The sequence below is a fragment of the Seonamhaeicola sp. S2-3 genome (assembly GCF_001971785.1).
Lineage (GTDB): Bacteria > Bacteroidota > Bacteroidia > Flavobacteriales > Flavobacteriaceae > Seonamhaeicola.
The window spans coordinates 691,806-709,541 of record NZ_CP019389.1 but is presented as its reverse complement, the minus strand read 5'-3'; the positions used below and the strand labels follow the sequence as shown (position 1 = coordinate 709,541).

Below are 17,736 nucleotides of genomic sequence, written 5' to 3'. Positions count from 1 at the left end.
AACAACAATCAACTACAACTCCTTAATATCTTCCCTCAATTTTTTCAATGCTCCATAAATACGTTTTTCAACCGCTTTGGTAGAAATATCTAAAATTTCGGCAATTTCTTTAAAGCGTTTCCCTTCAACTCTGTTCATCATAAAAGCAACCCGTTGTGGTTCGGTTAGGTTAGCAAGTGCTCGTTGCAATTTGTCGTTATATTCTTTTTCACGCATTAAAAACTCAGGGTTTTCATTGGTGCTTAATTTGGGGTTTGTATTTCTTTGATGTTTTAAAACCACTTTTTGGTGTGCCGCTTCATTTAGCATTAAATTATTAGCAGTTGTAAACAAAAAACTTTTAGCTTTATCTGGTGTTATTTTAGCGCAGTTTTCCCAAAGTTTAACAAATGCTTCTTGAGCTTTGTCTTTTGGATTTAGTAATTCGCCAAATTTATAGTATAAAAAATTGTGTAGGTCTTTAGCATGTTTATTAAATATTGATGAGAAAATATGTTCTGCACAAATATCATCATGTAATTTTTTGCTCATGGTTTTGGTAGTTGGTGCAACTAAAATAATCCTTTTTGCTAGAATTTTAACTTTTTTTAAGATATAGGGTAGGAATTTTTAAAGTTGGATTGTTTTATCATTAAAAAAGCTATGTTTAAACTAAAACCAAACATTATGAAAACTAATTGGAGAATATTTTTATTACTACCTTTTTTTGCCCTTTTGTTTTTTAATTCCTGTCAAGAAGAAGAAGTAAAAATAACAGAAGCGTCAGAGGAAGAAGCTTTAGTGGCAGAATCTGAACTTACAGCATTTGTAAGTGCAGCTTCTAAAATGGACGGTTCTAAAGATAATATTATAGATCAGGCTAGTTGTGTTTCTGTTAAATTGCCTGTTACCGTTATTGTAAATGGTGTAGAGATTATTATAGATTCCGAAGAAGATTTTACCGTTGTAGAAGCAGCTCTTGATGAGTTAGAAGAAGATGATGATAGTCTGGAAATGATTTTTCCCGTAACCATTATTAATGCAGATTACGATGAGGTTGCCATTAATAATGAAGCAGAATTAGAAGCTTATGTTGAAGCATGTGGCGGAGAAAATGAAGAAGATGATGACATTGAGTGTATAGATTTTCAATACCCAATTTCATTCTCAATTTTTAATGCAGATTTCTTAATTATTGATACCGTTGAAATTGAAAAGGATAGACAATTATATCGTTTCATGAAAAAAGTTAGAAACAGCGAAGTATTAGCAAGCATCAATTACCCAATAACAATGGAATTAGCAGATGGTACAGAAGTAGTTGTAAACAACAATCTGGAGTTACATAATACCATAAAAGAAGCCAAAGACGCATGTGATGAAGATGATGATAACGATTATAATGATGACGATTTCACTAAAGAACGTTTAGATGAGTACTTAAAAAAATGCCCATGGTTAATACATGAATTTAAAAGAAATGTAACTAACTTAACCGATACATATTTTGAATATGCTATCAACTTTAAAGAAGATAGTGTTGTGGTAATGAAAGCTAGAAATGGTGATGTTATAACAGGTACATGGGAAACTAAAGTTGTATTAGGTAAAGGTGTAAAGTTAAAAATGGAATTTGAGAGTTTAGAAGACTTTACATTAGAATGGTACGTTTATGAAATAGAAGAAGGAAAAATTAAAATATACGAAGAAGATAGTAACAAAATTATAATGAAACGTTACTGTGATATCATTATAGATTATACTATAGACCGCGTAGAAAGCTATTTACAAGAGTGCTTTTGGAGAGTAGCTAAACTAAACGTTGACGGAACAGATAATGAGGCAGACTACATAGGTACACCTTTAAAATTCTATGAAAACAATGTTGTAAAAATTAGAGTTAATGGCGAGTTAGTTGAAGGAACTTATGAAGTATTTGTTATAAATTCAGGAAATATAGGGGTGTCAATCCAGTTAGAAAACAGACCAAATCTAAAAAAACAATGGGTAATTACATTCTTAGCAACAGACCTAATCAAGTTAGAAAATAACAACAGTAATAAAATGATACTAAAGAGGCATTGTCTAGGAATAGATGATGACTTAAATTACATAGATGACCTTGTTGTTTCAGGCACTTGGGAGGTCGCTTCATACATGGTTTTAGACGCAGATTTAACAGAAAATTTCTATTTATACACAATCAATTTCTTAGAAAGCGGACGGGTTAAAGTAACAGACCCAAATAACGGAATAATTTACGGTTCTTGGTTGGCTTATAGAAACTCAGAGTTGTATTTAGCAATGCACTTTGGTATAGAGCTTCCATTTAGTCAACTCAACTACAGATGGAAAATCAAAGAAATTACAACAAACAGAATAGAATTAGTAAACCTATCCTTTGTAGGGGAAATAGAAAGTACACTAGTTCTAGAAAGAAAAGAATAATTATTTATGAGGCAATATCTCATCAAGTGTGTAAAGTTAAAAATATCGAGGGTTGCAACCCTCGATATTTTTTTTGATTAATTTTAAATGTTATACACTTATGATGAAAGAAGATTTATTAAACGATGATTTTTTTAAACTTATTAAAAAGTGCGGCGTGGCATTAAAAAAATGCTAGAGGGAGATTTTTATACACATTTGGACGGTAAAAAGGAAGTCTTAAGGCTTTTGTTGTTTACGGAATATTTAAATATTTATGAGTTTGTAAAGATACTTTCCATTTAGGATGCTGCATCACATAATCTACTATTAAAGGTATTACTTTATCACGCTTACTCCATTCTGGTTGTAAATACAAAATACAATCTTTATTTACTTTTGCGGCTTGTTCTTCGGCAAAACGTAAATCGTCTTTATTATAAACTATCATTTTTAACTCATCTGCTTTGGCATAAATCTCATTAGTAGGCAATTTCATCTTTTTAGGAGATAAACAAATCCAATCCCATACACCTGTTAATTTATATGCACCCGATGTTTCAATATGGGTTTGCAAACCTTCGGCTTTTAATTTAGTTGTTAATAAAGTCATATCCCATGTTAACGGTTCGCCTCCAGTAACCACTATGGTATCGCTGTATTTTTTAGCATTTTCAACTATTTTATCAGTCTCTGTTGGCGGATGTAAATTAGCATTCCAACTCTCCTTTACATCACACCAATGACACCCTACATCACATCCTCCTATGCGTACAAAATAAGCTGCCGTTCCTTTGTGAAACCCTTCCCCTTGAATGGTGTAAAACTCCTCCATTAGAGGTAACATTTCACCTTTATTAACCTGTTTTTGTATTGCCTCATTCATAAGGCTGCAAAGATACGCATTACCTTTAACTTGATTAATATGATTAGTTTCATTTATTTATTGTTTATTTTCTTACTTTTGTGAAACACTATTTTGTAAATTGTCTAAATTTTTCTCTCTCTTAACTATGAAAAAAATAGCACTTACCATTATACTATTTATTAGTATTTATGATGGGTTTTCCCAAGTTGGAATTGGCACAACGTCTCCAGACGCTTCTTCAATTCTACATGTAGAATCTACTAACAAGGGCATGCTTACGCCAAGACTAACAACAACTGAAAGAAATAGTATTTCAAACCCTGCCAAAGGGTTACTTATCTACAATACTACTCTAGATTTGTTTGAATATAATTCGGGAACAGCTAGTGCACCTATTTGGACTCCTATAAACGCAAACTCTTCAGTTAGTTCAGACGCTGGTAATATTATTACCTCAGGAACAGATTCTGGCGCCTATTTAGGAACCACTGTTTACTTTGGTAAATTTATAATTAGCGGTACAGGAAACCAAACAATTACGGGCTTACCTTTTCAACCTACATCAATTAAATTTACGGCACATGCCAATGTAGAAAGTTATAATGTTAATTTAGATAACGGTGTTGGCAACAACAATGGTACATTTCAAAACGCTTTTGGTAGTTGTACAGGTTATGCTACAAATTACGGAGGTAGTATTAGCCAACAAGTTATTTATATTGGTGGTAGTGGAAATTCTATAAACAACATTTCTAGATATGCATCTAGCTCTAGAGCTATAGGAATTAGATATTCTAATCAAAACGGAGGTAACCTTGGCCTAACAGCCGCTTCGGTAACTAGTTTTAATGCTGATGGCTTCACCATAAATGTATCAAATCACACCGAAAACATTGTAGTACTTTACGAAGCTCATAGATAGTTAAAAATAAGCTTATTAGTTATTTTAAAGTAGTTAGAGTTCTGTTTTACAAAACTTTAAAACATCTATTATTGCTGTATTTATATAAGAAAAATATAGCAATAATTAGGAGAACCCTTATTTTTTTCTTCCTTTAATTTCCTGTATTTTTATCCAAAATACTAGAGCATGAATTCAAAGGAAACTTTTTATAATTTCATTACAGAAGGCTACAAAACCAAAGGAGATTACATTCCTATTGGAGCTGCCATGTTAGATGGTGAAACTATTACAGGAGCACACGTAAAAATTCCATTAAAAACCATGAACAGACATGGTTTAATTGCTGGAGCTACAGGAACAGGAAAAACTAAATCTTTGCAAGTTTTAGCCGAAAATTTAAGCGACAAAGGAATTCCTGTATTATTAATGGATATTAAAGGTGATTTAAGCGGATTAGCACAACCTAGTCCAGGACATCCAAAAATTGATGAACGCCACGAAAAAATAGGTTTACCTTTTGAGTCCAAAGCGTTTCCTGTTGAAGTCATGACTCTATCAGAACAAGATGGTGTTAGATTAAGAGCTACCATAAGCGAATTTGGACCTGTTTTATTATCTAGAATTTTAGATTTAACACAAACCCAAAGCGGTATTGTTTCGGTTATTTTTCAATATTGTGATGATAACAAACTACCTTTACTAGATTTAAAAGACTTTAAAAAAATTCTGCAATACGCTACCCAAGAGGGCAAAAAAGAATTTACAGAATCTTATGGTAGAATTTCAACCGCTTCAACCGGTGCTATCTTAAGAAAAATTATAGAACTTGAACAACAAGGTGCCGATTTGTTTTTTGGCGAAACGTCTTTTGAAGTTGATGATTTATTACGTGTTGATGATGACGGGCGTGGCTATATAAACATCATTAGGCTAACCGATATTCAAGATAGGCCTAAACTTTTTTCAACCTTCATGTTAAGTTTATTGGCCGAAATTTACTCTACTTTCCCAGAGCAGGGTGATAGTGACAGACCAGAACTTATCATGTTTATTGATGAAGCTCACCTAATTTTTGATGAAGCTTCAAAAGCCTTATTAAATCAAATTGAAAGCATTGTAAAACTAATAAGAAGTAAAGGTGTTGGCTTATATTTTGTTACCCAAAACCCAACCGATGTTCCTGAAGAAGTCTTAAGTCAGTTAGGATTAAAAGTTCAGCATGCTTTAAGAGCATTTACAGCTAAAGATCGTAAAGCCATTAAGCTAACTGCCGAAAACTACCCAGATTCTGATTATTATGATACCACCGAAGTACTAACATCATTGGGTATAGGTGAAGCATTAGTTTCGGCATTAGATGAAAAAGGACGTCCTACTCCATTGGCAGCAACCATGATGCGAGCTCCCATGAGTAGAATGGATGTTTTAACTGACACAGAACTAAGCACATTACTATCTCAATCTAAACTCACCAAAAAGTACAATAAAGAAGTTGATAGAGAAAGTGCTTATGAAATGCTTAATGAAAAAATTAAAAAAGCAGAAGCCGAAGAAGCCAAAGAACAAGCAAGAAAAGAAAAAGAGGCTTTAAAAAAAGCCGAAACTAAACGAAAAACCAGACGCACAAGTACCCGCCAAAAAAGTACCAGAATGAACCCTGTGGTTAAAGTGCTTACAAGTGCTACATTTATTAGAAGTGTATTTGGCATATTAACAAAAGTTATGAAAAAATAGTAGATTATTGGTATATCATTTTAAATCAAAAAAAATAATGCACAAACTCATTTTAAGCCTCATATTTCTATCTGTAATTTTCACAAGTTGCAAAAAAGAACAAAACCCTTTTGAAATATCAAAACACCACATTGGTTTATTAACAGATTCAACCCAAATAAAAGACTTAAAAACTATTTTTATTAATGATTCTATTTCAAAATACACCAGCGGCGATGAATTTGCAGGCAGTGTAAACAATATAGAAATCTTTAAAAAAAGCGGTGAAAAACGCCTTATTTTAACGCCCCAAAACTCATTAGATTCTACATCGGTAATAGAAAGTATTCAAATTCTAGACCCAGAATATAAAACAACCAAAGGTATTTCTACATTAAGTACTTTTAAAGATATTATTACGGCTTATAAAATTTCTAAAATTGATAATCTAATCAACTCAGTTGCAATTTATGTAAATGAAATAAACGCTAGTTTTGTAATTGACAAGAAAGAATTACCCGCTAATTTACGCTTTGATTTAGATTTAAAATTTGAAGAAACCCACATTCCCGATAATGCAAAAATTAAGTATTTTTTCTTAATCTGGAATAACTAAAAAATCATTTATAATGAATCCTTTCTTGTCTAAAATACTAGTAGATCTAGCTCGAAAGAGGCTAGAAAACAAAAGCAGTAATAAGTCTGTTAGCAAGAAAGAAATTGTACCTTTAGTTAGACGTTTACAAGTAGAACTTTCTCATTCTATAAGTGAATATGCTTATATAATTATTGGAGTTTTTTCGGCAGGTTTTGGCTTAAAAGGTTTTTTGTTACCAAACAAATTTATAGATGGTGGAGCAACTGGTATTTCGTTATTATTAGAAAATATAACCTCTTTAAAACTAGGTGTTTTACTAGTTTTAGTTAATATTCCTTTTATTGTTTTAGCATCAAAAACCATTAGTATAAAATTTGCATTACGCAGTATAGTTGCCATATCTTTTTTAGCATTTGTAGTCCATTTTGTAGATTACCCAACTATTACCGAAGACAAACTACTTATTGCCGTTTTTGGTGGCTTCTTTTTAGGTTTAGGTATTGGCATGTCTATGCGTGGTAGAAGTGTTATTGATGGTACTGAAGTTCTTGCAATTTTCCTAAGCCGTAAACTATCGGTTACTGTTGGCGATGTTTTGTTGTTAATTAACATTATCATCTTTTCTTTTGGCGCTTATATCCTATCTATTGAAACAGCTCTTTATGCTATTCTAACTTATTTATCGGCGGCAAAAACTGTAGATTTTGTAGTTGATGGTGTAGAAGAATATGTTGGCCTAACCATAATATCCAACAAACATGAAGACATCAGGTTAATGTTAACTCAAAAATTAGGACGCGCTTGCACTATTTATGTCGGAAAAGGTGGATTTAACGAAGGTGAACCTAATACCGAAAAAAATATTATATATTCTGTAGTTACACGTTTAGAAATACCTAGAATAAAAACTGAAATTGAAAAAATAGACCGTAAAGCCTTTTTAATTATGGGACTTGTAAAAGATATTAAAGGCGGCATGATAAAACGGAAACCTTTTAAGGAATAATATGAAAAAATACCTAATTCAAAACAACCCCTTTGTAGTTCCTACTGATGATGGGAAAATAATAAAAGAGCATTTTGGAGTTGCTAGTGACGGAAACACTCAAATTAGCATAGCACATATGACAGCTCGACCTGGATGGAGTGAGCCTTTTCAAACACCAGAGTTTGATGAATACACTTTTATAATTAAAGGGAAAAAGCAGTTTATTATAGAGAATGAAACTATAGTTTTAAAAGCAGGTCAATCTATAAAAATTGAAAAAAATACTCGTGTACAATATTCTAATCCATTTACAGAACCTTGTGAATATATTGCTATTTGCACACCTGCTTTTTCTGTAGATAAAGTAAATAGAGAAAACAAATAATGAAAAAAATTATAATAAAACTTATTGGTTCTTACATTAATTTACTAAGTTATTTCTCAGGGTATTATGCTGCTAATAAAGCCTTACATATCTTTTCTAAACCTAGAAAAGGCGAATTAAAACCTTGGCATAAAGAATTTTTAAAATCTGCAAAACAAGAATTTTTAAAATACGAAGGTTTAAATATTGCTACCTACCATTGGCAAGGAAACAAAGCTACAATCTTACTAGTTCATGGTTGGGAAAGCAATTCGGCCCGATGGAAAAATAAAGTTAAAGATTTTATTGCCGAAGATTTCAATGTTATTGCTCTTGATGCACCCGCACATGGAGCCTCTGGAAGCGAATTATTTAATGCTCTTTTATATTCTGAATTTATCAATGTTGTTGCTAAAAAATACAATCCAGAAGTTATAATTGGCCATTCTGTAGGCGGTATGGCTTCAGTATTTTTTCAACAGAAATATCAATTAAAATCTTTAAAAAAATTAGTTTTATTAGGAGCTCCTTCAGAGTTTGAAAACATATTAAAAAATTACATTAAACTTTTAGGCTATAATAAAAAGGTTGAAAAAAATCTAAACAAAGTCATTCTTAAGAAATTTGGCGCAGAACCAAGTGATTTTTCAACCTCTAAATTCTCTAGAGATATTGATGCCGAAGCACTAATTATTCATGATGTAAAAGACATGATTATTCCCTTTTCAGACGCTAAACGTATTAACAAAAATTTCAAAAATAGTACGTTAATTTCAACCAAAGGATTTGGGCATTCATTAAAAGATACTTCTGTAACTAAAAACATATTAGAGTTCTTAGATAAATAAAGCGCTTATTTTTGCATTATGAACAAACCATTAAAACGTATTAATAAATATTTAAGCGAAGTTGGTTATTGCTCTAGAAGAGAAGCCGATAAACTTATAGAAGCTGGTAGAGTAACCGTAAACGGAGAAATACCAGAAAAAGGCACAAAACTATCGGCTGAAGATAAGGTGTATGTTGATGGTAATCTTATTGAAAACACAAAACAAGAATTTGTTTACTTAGCTTTTAACAAACCTGTTGGTATAGTGTGCACCACAGACACTCGTGTTGAAAAAGATAATATTATAGATTTTATAAACTACCATAAACGCATTTTCCCTATTGGGAGATTAGATAAACCTAGCGAAGGTTTAATACTTTTAACCGATGATGGCGATATTGTAAACAAAATTCTTAGAGCTAGCAACAACCACGAAAAAGAATACATAGTTACAGTTGACAAGCTAATTTCGCAAACTTTTGTAGAACGCATGTCTAAAGGCATTTATTTAGAAGAATTAAAACAAACCACAAAACCATGCGTAGTAAAAAAGTTAAACTCTAAAACATTTAAAATTATACTTACTCAAGGTTTAAACAGACAGATACGAAGAATGTGTTCGCACCTAAATTATGAAGTTAAAACACTAAAAAGGGTGAGAATTATGAATATTAAACTTGATGTACCTGTTGGAAAATATAGAGAACTTACTAAAGACGAGTTTGCTGAATTAAGTAAACTTATAAGTAATTCTACAAAAGAATTTAATCCTAAAACAGTAAAAAGAAAACGCTAAGTTTAAAAACTAAGATCTTCGTTCTCTGGCCAATAGCGTGTTTTTTAAAAGCATAGCAATAGTCATAGGGCCAACGCCACCAGGAACTGGGGTAATATAACTAGCTTTTTTACTTACGCTTTCAAAATGTACATCGCCTGCTAAACGGTAACCATTCTTTTTTGTTTGGTCTGGAACACGTGTAATACCTACATCAATAACTACAACATCTTCTTTTACCATATCTCCTGTTAAGAATTCAGAGATTCCTATAGCTGCTACAATAATATCGGCTTCTTTGGTAATGTCTTTTAAGTTTTTAGAACGACTATGTACAACAGTTACAGTAGCATCACCTGCTTTACGTTTTTGGCTCATTAAAATACTCATTGGGCGACCAACTATGTGACTTCTACCCATAACAACAACATTTTTTCCTGAAGTTTCAACTTGGTATCGCTCTAAAAGTTCCATAATACCATAAGGCGTTGCTGGTAAAAAGGTTGGCAAATCTAAAGTCATTCTTCCAACATTTGTTGGGTGAAAACCATCAACATCTTTATCAGGGTCTATAGCCATTAAAACCTTTTGCTCATCTATTTGTTCTGGCAATGGTAGCTGTACTATAAAACCATCAATATCATCATTGGTATTTAATTCATGTATTTTCTCTAACAATTCTTCTTCAGAAGTGTACTCTGGTAATTCAATTAGTGTTGATTTAAAACCTATTTTTTCACAAGCTTTTACTTTAGCATTTACATAAGTCATGCTTGCTCCGTCATTCCCTACTAAAACAGCTGCAAGGTGAGGCACTTTTTCTCCTTTAGAAACCATTGCAGCTACGTGTTCTGCAATTTCATCTTTAATATCGTTACTAACTTTTTTACCGTCTAAGATTGTCATATTTATTAGTTTTCGGCCTGCAGTATGCAGTAATTATTTATGATGATTGATTTGACTGCCAATTGATGACTAGTCTTACTGTAAACTTTTATCGTTGCATATTCTTCATCATCTGCATCATCTTTTTACCGCCACCACCTTGCATCATTTTCATCATTTTGCTCATTTGGTTAAATTGCTTTAAAAGCTGATTAACTTCTTGTACAGAAGTACCAGACCCTTTACCAATTCTCTTTTTTCTACTAGCGTTTATTATTGATGGATTTGCTCTTTCTTTTGGTGTCATAGAATGAATGATAGCTTCAATTCCTTTAAAGGCATCATCATCTATATCAATATCTTTCATCATTTTTCCAGCGCCAGGTATCATGCCTATAAGGTCTTTCATGTTACCCATTTTCTTAATTTGCTGAATTTGCTTTAAGAAATCATCAAAACCAAACTTGTTTTTAGCAATTTTCTTTTGAAGTTTTCTAGCTTCTTCTTCATCAAATTGTTCTTGGGCTCTTTCTACAAGTGAGACAACGTCTCCCATTCCTAAAATTCTATCGGCCATACGTGATGGATGGAATACATCAATAGCATCCATTTTTTCACCTGTACCAATAAATTTAATTGGTTTATTTACAACCGATTTAATTGAAATGGCTGCACCACCACGAGTATCACCATCTAATTTGGTAAGAATTACACCATCAAAATTCAAGACATCGTTAAAGGCTTTGGCTGTATTAACAGCATCTTGCCCTGTCATTGAATCTACCACAAATAATGTTTCTTGTGGTTGTATGGCTTTATGAATGTTAGATATTTCGGTCATCATAGCTTCATCTACAGCTAAACGACCTGCGGTATCTATAATTACCACGTTATGACCGTTTGCTTTAGCATGTGCAATAGCTGCTTGCGAAATAGCTACAGGATCATTATTTCCTCTATCACTAAAAACCTCAACGCCTATTTGGTCTCCTACTACATGTAATTGGTCTATTGCGGCAGGACGATACACATCACAAGCTACTAATAAAGGTTTTTTAGTTTTTTTGTTTTTAAGATAATTGGCAAGTTTACCAGAAAAAGTAGTTTTACCAGACCCTTGTAAACCAGACATTAAAATTACGCATGGAGTACCTGATAAATTAATACCTGCTGCATCACCACCCATAAGTTGGGTTAGCTCATCCTTTACAATTTTTACCATTAATTGCCCTGGCTGTAATGTTGTTAATACATCTTGACCAAGTGCTTTTTCTTTTACTCTATTGGTAAAATCTTTGGCTATTTTAAAGTTAACATCGGCATCTAGTAAGGCGCGTCTTACTTCTTTTAAAGTTTCGGCTACATTTACTTCGGTGATACTTCCGTGTCCCTTTAATACATGTAAGGCTTTATCTAATTTATCACTTAAATTATTAAACATAATTTTCTTTAAATTTTAAGAAGCGCAAAGTTAATGATTTGACCTGTATTTATAAAGCTTGTGCTTGTAAAAATGATGATATGGGTTTGTGTTTGCGTTAGGGATTGTAGCAAGTTACCGTGTAACGCGGAAAGCCCGACTTGAACGCAGTGAGAGTAACGCCCAAAAAAAGGTACAAATAAAGCTGTTAAAAACACTATTAAAATTTGACAGACTTTTGTAGTATAACTTTATTAAAAGATAGGTTACCTTATTTCATATTGAACATGATAAAACCCTTCATTATTATTGTTAACATCTTTATCGTTAATACTTAAATATAATTTTCCACTAGCATTCGCAGTAATGGTTTTGTTAGACCCTATGTAAAACCAAGAGCCTTTACTACCTATTTTACCCATTAGAGAACCATGTTTAAAGTTTCTAACTTTATTATAGGCACTAAAACCATTAATTCCTGATGGGGAAGCGTATCCTGCAAAAGCGCCTATTTGTATTTTACCCCAAGCTTTAAAAGTAATTTGTTGCCCAGTTTTAACTAATACATCAGTTACATTACTAAAAGAAGAAACTTTTAAAGTTTTGTAATCTGCTCTTTCTGTCATTATTGGCCAATTTGCAAAGTTGTTTCTTTGAGCTCTAGCAACTAAAGCACCATAATCATCAATCTCTAATCCATACAAGGTTCTTCCGCTTTTAATGTATAAATCTTTTTTATCGGGTTTTATATCAGGAGTCATGCTATTTTTAAGTATGTTCCTATACTCAGAGGTTAATTCTTTTGAGTATAGTTCAAAAAGTTCTCTGGTAACATTAGGTATAATCAGTTCAGTATAGGCAAAATCTTCACCATCAACAGAAGTGAGTGCAGAACACTTTATTTTCATGCCCTTACTGTTTTGAAAAGTTTCATTATCTCCAGAAATGGCATTGGTTCTTAAACGCATGTACCTCTTATCTTCTACAAGATTAACAAAACGTTTAGCGTCATTAATATTGTATTTTCCGTCAGGGTTTATTAAGCCAAGGTAAGATTGTAAGATGTAATGTAACTCTTCAAAGGTTGGTAGGTTAGATTCATATTGAATACGCAATTCACGTCTTAACTTAGCTACTAGTTGCTTATTAGTTCTAATTACAGCAGCTTTTTCGGCTTCTTTTTTTCTTCTTTCTTCTTCATGTTTTTTAAGTATTTGCTCTATTGCTGTTTTTCGTATTTCAATATAATTAGTTAAGGTTTTAATAGCTGTATTAGCATTTGTGTTACTAGTGTATTTGTTTAATAAAGATGAAAGTTCACTTGTAGTATATAGGGTTTTGGCTTTGTTAATAATGGCATCTTTTAGGTTAGCGGTATAGGTGGTTTTTTTCTGCCTATATGTGTTTAAAAGTGTTTTAACCTCTGGTAAATAAAGATATTTTTTATAAGAAGCATTCAAATTGTTCCAGGTGTCATTTATACTGGAAATAGTTTTTCCTGCAAAATTTTGAGACACTAAATTAGCTTGTTTTTTTGTAGCTAACATAGCTACCATGTTTTCACATCGTTGTTTAATATCGCTGTTTATTTGCGAAGTATGTTTAGGAGAGGCACTGCTAAATAATTGCCTGTTGTAATTTCTAAACGATTCTAGTTTATTAACTGACTGAAAACTTGGACTCAAATTATTTAATTCTGCCATTTTCTCTTCCAATGTATTGTCGGCAATTAACCGCTCATGTTCTTTAATTAAGTTGTTTAGATTATTTATTTCAGAAGGCAAAAGTTTAGAATATTTATACTTTACACTACTTTTTATTTGTAAGAGTTCATTAAAACTTACATTATTAGAAATAATTTTATTGGTAGTTTCTTTTAGGTTTTTTCTATTTTCATGTATTAAAGCCACTTCTTTTAAAACTTTAGTATAAGCCCTAGGTTGATTGAGAGCTCCCCATAAATACCAATCTAGTCTATTAGCCCATGGGTACTTAGATTTTCGTTTATAAGAGTTAACTTTTGATGCCACTTTGTTTCTTTTTGAAGCACTCATTTTATCTATTGATATTCCAAAAGCAGGAACAAAATAGGTGTCAGAAAGTAAGTGATGCCTAATTAAGTTGTATTTATAGCTACCAGATCTTAATTTTGATTGGGTAGATTGCCATTCAATTTCAGGGAATTCTTTTTCTACGGCATGTACCCACTTTTCAAGAACTTCTCTTTTTTGTGAAAAGGCATTATGCTTAACAAAAAATATAGAAGCTAAAACAAAAAATAATTTTAGGAGAGAGGAAGTTTTAAGTTTCATAAACTATTGATTTTAAGATGTTTTTAGGAGGTTAAAACGAATTTATATGAAATTATCTACATAGTCAAATTTTGAAGCCAATATATATTTCTGTAATCAATTCATTAATATTAAATTTACATTCGCTTTAAATTATAAAATTGATATCACAATCATCCATAGACCAAGTTTTTGAAACCGCCAGAGTAGAGGAGGTTATAGGCGATTTTGTAAACCTTAAAAAAGCAGGTAGCAATTTTAAAGGGTTAAGTCCTTTTAGTGATGAACGTACGCCAAGTTTTATGGTATCTCCCGTGAAACAAATTTGGAAAGATTTTAGTACGGGGAAAGGTGGTAATGTAGTTGCTTTTTTAATGGAGCACGAGCATTTTACATACCCAGAGGCCATAAAATATTTAGCAAAAAAGTACAATATTGAAATAGAAGAAACAGAGCAAACCAATGAGCAAAAAGAAGCCGCCAATGAACGTGAGAGCTTATATTTGGTAAGTGAGTTTGCTAATGAGTACTTTCAGAAAATACTTCATAAAACAGACCAAGGAAAATCTATAGGACTTAGTTACTTTAAAGAACGTGGGTTTACAGACGAAACCATTAAAAAGTTTGATTTGGGCTATTCACTTGATGAATGGCAAGCCTTTACAGATGAAGCTTTAAAAAAAGGTTATCAATTAGAGTTTTTAGAAAAAACAGGTCTAACAATAGTTAAACCCGATAAGCATTTTGATAGGTTTAAAGGACGCGTTATGTTTCCTATTAAAAGTATGAGCGGACGCGTGTTGGGTTTTGGAGGTAGAATTTTAGTAAATGATAAAAAAGCTGCTAAATATCTTAATTCTCCAGAGAGTGATATATACCATAAAAGCAAGGTTTTATATGGTATTTATAACGCCAAACAAAGTATAGCTAAAGAAGATAATTGTTATTTAGTGGAAGGATATACAGATGTTATTCAGTTTCATCAAACTGGTATTAAAAATGTTGTATCCTCATCAGGAACGGCTCTAACATCAGAACAGATAAGGCTTATTAACAGACTTACAAAAAACATTACCGTGCTTTTTGATGGAGATGCGGCAGGTATGCGAGCTTCTCTTAGAGGAATTGATTTAATTCTTGAGCAAGGTATGAATGTAAAAGTATGTACCTTTCCTGAAGGCGAAGACCCCGATAGTTTTGCTAAACAAAATACGCTTGAAGAATTAGCTCTCTATTTAAAAAATAATGCTAAAGATTTTATTCAATTTAAAGCGTCAATTTTGCATGAAGATGCTAAAGAAGATCCCATAAAAAAAGCTGAAACCGTACGTGATATTGTAAACAGTATCTCAAAAATTCCTGATAGAATAAAAAAAGAAATCTACATTCAGGAATGTGCTAGAATTATGGATATTAGTGAGGAAGTTTTATTCAGTACGTTAGCTCAAATTAATAAAAAAGAATTTCAAGAAGAAAATAGAGAATATAAAAAGCAACAAAAATCATTTGAAGTTATTAAACATGAACAACCTGTAAAAAAGGTAGATGTTCAGTATTTGTTAGAACGAAAAATTATAGAGATTTTGTTGTTATATGGAAGTAGAACAGAAAATTTTGAAGATTTAGTTTTAAAAGAAAATGATAAAGGCGATTTAATTCTAGAACCCGTTATTCAAGAAGCAAAAGTTTTTGAAAAAGTGTTTTTAGACCTTCAAGAAGATGAAATGGAGTTTTCAAACGAAAGGTTTAAAACTTTATATTACACTATTATAGATACTTTAAATCAGAATACTGAATTCAATTTAAAGATGTTTATAAATTCTGTAGACCAAGAAACAGCAAACGAAATCACCTCCATTTTAATGGATGATGAACGCTACAGTTTAGATAATTGGAATAGAATGGAAATCTATCCAAAAGAAAAAACAAACACAGTAGCACAACTAGTTAGCGAAACAATTTTAAGCCTGCGTTGCTTTTTAATAGACCAAAAGGTTAAAGAATTTCAACAAAAAACATTACAAAATACCAGCGAGGTAAATAAAAATATTCTTGAAGAAGTAAAAGACTACTCAGGCTTAAAAATGTTATTATCTAGAAAACTTAACAGAGTGTTATAACTGCTGGGTAAGTTTAGCTTGATTAACCAAATCTACCAAATTAGTAACTTTAAGCTTACGCATTAAACGCGCTTTGTAAGTACTAACGGTTTTTTCGTTAATATCAAGTTCTTTAGAAATTTCTTTGTTTTTTCTACCAATAGTTAAAAGTTTAAGCACTTCGGCTTCTCTGGTAGACAGTTTTTTATAGAAAGATCCAGTGCTTTTTCCAACACGATTTCCAAATGCCAATTGTTGCGTTAGCTCATTACTTAAATAAATACCACCTTCATAAACTTTTAAAATGGCTTCATTTATTGTAATAACATTTACCGTTTTAGAAATATAACCAGAAGCACCAGCTTTAATGGCATTTATGGCATATACTTCTTCTGGCTGACTACTAAAAATAATAGTTTTAATATCTGGGTAGTCATTTTTTAAATGACGTAACAGGGTTAAACCATTAAGTTTAGGAAGATCGGTCTCAGTTAAAATAATGTCAACTGGATTTTTCTTAATAAATTCAAGGATGGCTTCGCCATCGTCTACGCTTCCAACAATTTTAATGTCAGAAGAGGCAGAGAAAAGTACTTCAAGTCCTTTTCTTGTAATAGGGTGATTGTCTGCTATTAATAACTTTATCATAATTTTGGTTGTTTTGCATAATTAATTTTTAGAGAGATAGTTTTGTTAGTTGAGAGAATATGCAACCCCAAAAGTAGTGATTTCCTGAATACTTTACAACATTTATTTGTAATTATTAGGAATATTACAAACAGGTATAGGAATCATTTTGTGTTTATTGGCTGTATTAAACCTTTTATATATTTTAAAAACAGCTTGTTTTCTGCCTTCAAAATCAGATTCTGTTTTGCCTTCATTATCCATTTTCATAGCCCATTCAAGCTCTGGGTAAGAGGCGCCTATTTGGTCTTCATCACTTCTGGCATCACCAAATAAACCATCGCTAGGGGCAGCATTCATAATAGACTCTGGTACTTCTAAAGCTTCACCTAATTGGTAAACTTCAGATTTTAAAAGGTCTGCAATGGGGCTTAAATCTACCCCACCATCTCCGTATTTGGTGTAAAACCCAACGCCAAAATCTTCAACTTTATTGCCTGTCCCTGCTACTAAAAGTTTGTAAAGTCCGGCATAGTAGTATAACGTAGTCATTCTTAATCTAGCACGGGTGTTGGCTAATGCCATATCTACTGTAGCTTGGTCACCATCAAGAAATACTTCTGTTTTAAATTCATCAAAAACAGGGGTTAAATCGGTACGTGTATCGCTAACGTTATCAAACCTTGTTTTTAACTGCTTAATATGTTCTTGGGCTCTGCTTACATGGCTTTTGGCTTGGTGTATAGGCATTTCAACAACTAAAACATTCATGCCTGTTTTGGCACATAAAGTTGAAGTGACGGCAGAATCTATGCCGCCAGAAACGCCAACAACAAATCCGTTTACACCAGCATTTGTAGCATAATCTTTTAACCAATTAACAATATGATTAACAACTTTTTCTGTTTGCATATTAAGTGAATTTAATTCTAAGAATAGTACCTTTGTAAACAAAAATAAACGAAACAC

16 protein-coding genes are annotated in these 17,736 nt (G+C 32.1%); 9 read left to right on the top strand and 7 right to left on the bottom strand.

Going from position 1 to position 17,736, the window contains the following annotated elements; genetic code table 11:
• Positions 1-12: 12 nt before the first annotated feature.
• Positions 13-531, bottom strand: a complete 519-nt coding sequence (locus BWZ22_RS03390) for an RNA polymerase sigma factor (protein WP_076697992.1) — start codon at positions 529-531, stop codon at positions 13-15.
• 135 nt (positions 532-666) lie between these two features.
• On the opposite strand from BWZ22_RS03390, the gene BWZ22_RS03385 reads away from it, so the two are divergent.
• Positions 667-2,427 carry a hypothetical protein gene (locus BWZ22_RS03385; RefSeq protein WP_157607898.1) on the top strand — a complete coding sequence of 587 codons (1,761 nt, stop codon included), beginning with the start codon at positions 667-669 and terminating at the stop codon, positions 2,425-2,427.
• A 235-nt stretch (positions 2,428-2,662) separates the two neighbouring features.
• Here BWZ22_RS03385 and BWZ22_RS03380 read toward each other — a convergent pair whose 3' ends face one another.
• The gene (locus BWZ22_RS03380) at positions 2,663-3,292 is read right to left on the bottom strand and encodes a 7-carboxy-7-deazaguanine synthase QueE (RefSeq protein ID WP_076697990.1); all 630 of its coding nucleotides are present in this window, start codon (positions 3,290-3,292) and stop codon (positions 2,663-2,665) included.
• 127 nt (positions 3,293-3,419) lie between these two features.
• On the opposite strand from BWZ22_RS03380, the gene BWZ22_RS03375 reads away from it, so the two are divergent.
• From BWZ22_RS03375 to BWZ22_RS03345, 7 genes are all read left to right on the top strand, one after another.
• Positions 3,420-4,196 (top strand): hypothetical protein, encoded by a 777-nt coding sequence (locus BWZ22_RS03375; RefSeq protein WP_076697989.1) that lies wholly within the window; start codon positions 3,420-3,422, stop codon positions 4,194-4,196.
• Between the two features lie 168 nt (positions 4,197-4,364).
• The gene (locus BWZ22_RS03370; RefSeq protein ID WP_076697987.1) at positions 4,365-5,912 is read left to right on the top strand and encodes a helicase HerA-like domain-containing protein; all 1,548 of its coding nucleotides are present in this window, start codon (positions 4,365-4,367) and stop codon (positions 5,910-5,912) included.
• Positions 5,913-5,949: 37 nt separating this feature from the next.
• Complete coding sequence (locus BWZ22_RS03365; protein WP_076697986.1) at positions 5,950-6,507, top strand: hypothetical protein; 558 nt, start codon at positions 5,950-5,952, stop codon at positions 6,505-6,507.
• 13 nt (positions 6,508-6,520) lie between these two features.
• Positions 6,521-7,495, top strand: coding sequence for a YitT family protein (locus BWZ22_RS03360; protein ID WP_076697985.1), 975 nt, complete (start codon positions 6,521-6,523; stop codon positions 7,493-7,495).
• A gap of 1 nt (position 7,496) precedes the next feature.
• A complete protein-coding gene (locus tag BWZ22_RS03355) occupies positions 7,497-7,862 on the top strand; it encodes a cupin domain-containing protein (protein ID WP_076697984.1) in 366 nt (121 codons plus the stop codon).
• Complete coding sequence (locus BWZ22_RS03350; RefSeq protein ID WP_076697982.1) at positions 7,862-8,689, top strand: alpha/beta hydrolase; 828 nt, start codon at positions 7,862-7,864, stop codon at positions 8,687-8,689. The genes BWZ22_RS03355 and BWZ22_RS03350 overlap by 1 nt, the downstream gene beginning before the upstream one ends.
• A gap of 18 nt (positions 8,690-8,707) precedes the next feature.
• Positions 8,708-9,466, top strand: coding sequence for a pseudouridine synthase (locus BWZ22_RS03345; protein WP_076697980.1), 759 nt, complete (start codon positions 8,708-8,710; stop codon positions 9,464-9,466).
• A 9-nt stretch (positions 9,467-9,475) separates the two neighbouring features.
• Here the strand turns inward: BWZ22_RS03345 and folD are convergent, their stop codons facing one another.
• The 3 genes from folD to BWZ22_RS03330 all read right to left on the bottom strand — a co-directional run bounded on the left by folD (position 9,476) and on the right by BWZ22_RS03330 (position 14,062).
• Positions 9,476-10,351 (bottom strand): bifunctional methylenetetrahydrofolate dehydrogenase/methenyltetrahydrofolate cyclohydrolase FolD, encoded by an 876-nt coding sequence (gene folD / locus BWZ22_RS03340; RefSeq protein ID WP_076697979.1) that lies wholly within the window; start codon positions 10,349-10,351, stop codon positions 9,476-9,478.
• An 88-nt stretch (positions 10,352-10,439) separates the two neighbouring features.
• A complete protein-coding gene (gene ffh, locus BWZ22_RS03335; RefSeq protein ID WP_076697977.1) occupies positions 10,440-11,771 on the bottom strand; it encodes a signal recognition particle protein in 1,332 nt (443 codons plus the stop codon).
• A gap of 245 nt (positions 11,772-12,016) precedes the next feature.
• Entirely contained in the window at positions 12,017-14,062 is a 2,046-nt protein-coding gene (locus BWZ22_RS03330) for a hypothetical protein (RefSeq protein WP_076697976.1), read from the bottom strand.
• A gap of 140 nt (positions 14,063-14,202) precedes the next feature.
• Between BWZ22_RS03330 and dnaG the strand changes: the two genes are divergently transcribed.
• Entirely contained in the window at positions 14,203-16,161 is a 1,959-nt protein-coding gene (gene dnaG, locus BWZ22_RS03325) for a DNA primase (protein ID WP_076697974.1), read from the top strand.
• On the opposite strand, the gene BWZ22_RS03320 is transcribed toward dnaG, so the two are convergent.
• On the bottom strand, positions 16,156-16,788 hold the full coding sequence (locus BWZ22_RS03320) for a response regulator transcription factor (protein WP_076697973.1): 633 nt from the start codon (positions 16,786-16,788) through the stop codon (positions 16,156-16,158). The two genes, dnaG and BWZ22_RS03320, sit on opposite strands and share 6 nt — an antisense overlap.
• Positions 16,789-16,890: 102 nt before the next feature.
• On the bottom strand, positions 16,891-17,679 hold the full coding sequence (gene nadE, locus BWZ22_RS03315) for an NAD(+) synthase (RefSeq protein WP_076697971.1): 789 nt from the start codon (positions 17,677-17,679) through the stop codon (positions 16,891-16,893).
• Between the last annotated feature and the right edge of the window lie 57 nt (positions 17,680-17,736).

Excerpts from the sequence above, each read along its gene's own strand:
- BWZ22_RS03390 (WP_076697992.1), bottom strand. The coding sequence starts at position 531 with ATGAGCAAAAAATTACATGATGATATTTGTGCAGAACATATTTTCTCA.
- BWZ22_RS03385 (WP_157607898.1), top strand. The coding sequence starts at position 667 with ATGAAAACTAATTGGAGAATATTTTTATTACTACCTTTTTTTGCCCTT.
- BWZ22_RS03380 (WP_076697990.1), bottom strand. The coding sequence starts at position 3,292 with ATGAATGAGGCAATACAAAAACAGGTTAATAAAGGTGAAATGTTACCT.
- BWZ22_RS03375 (WP_076697989.1), top strand. The coding sequence starts at position 3,420 with ATGAAAAAAATAGCACTTACCATTATACTATTTATTAGTATTTATGAT.
- BWZ22_RS03370 (WP_076697987.1), top strand. The coding sequence starts at position 4,365 with ATGAATTCAAAGGAAACTTTTTATAATTTCATTACAGAAGGCTACAAA.
- BWZ22_RS03365 (WP_076697986.1), top strand. The coding sequence starts at position 5,950 with ATGCACAAACTCATTTTAAGCCTCATATTTCTATCTGTAATTTTCACA.
- BWZ22_RS03360 (WP_076697985.1), top strand. The coding sequence starts at position 6,521 with ATGAATCCTTTCTTGTCTAAAATACTAGTAGATCTAGCTCGAAAGAGG.
- BWZ22_RS03355 (WP_076697984.1), top strand. The coding sequence starts at position 7,497 with ATGAAAAAATACCTAATTCAAAACAACCCCTTTGTAGTTCCTACTGAT.
- BWZ22_RS03350 (WP_076697982.1), top strand. The coding sequence starts at position 7,862 with ATGAAAAAAATTATAATAAAACTTATTGGTTCTTACATTAATTTACTA.
- BWZ22_RS03345 (WP_076697980.1), top strand. The coding sequence starts at position 8,708 with ATGAACAAACCATTAAAACGTATTAATAAATATTTAAGCGAAGTTGGT.
- folD (WP_076697979.1), bottom strand. The coding sequence starts at position 10,351 with ATGACAATCTTAGACGGTAAAAAAGTTAGTAACGATATTAAAGATGAA.
- ffh (WP_076697977.1), bottom strand. The coding sequence starts at position 11,771 with ATGTTTAATAATTTAAGTGATAAATTAGATAAAGCCTTACATGTATTA.
- BWZ22_RS03330 (WP_076697976.1), bottom strand. The coding sequence starts at position 14,062 with ATGAAACTTAAAACTTCCTCTCTCCTAAAATTATTTTTTGTTTTAGCT.
- BWZ22_RS03320 (WP_076697973.1), bottom strand. The coding sequence starts at position 16,788 with ATGATAAAGTTATTAATAGCAGACAATCACCCTATTACAAGAAAAGGA.
- nadE (WP_076697971.1), bottom strand. The coding sequence starts at position 17,679 with ATGCAAACAGAAAAAGTTGTTAATCATATTGTTAATTGGTTAAAAGAT.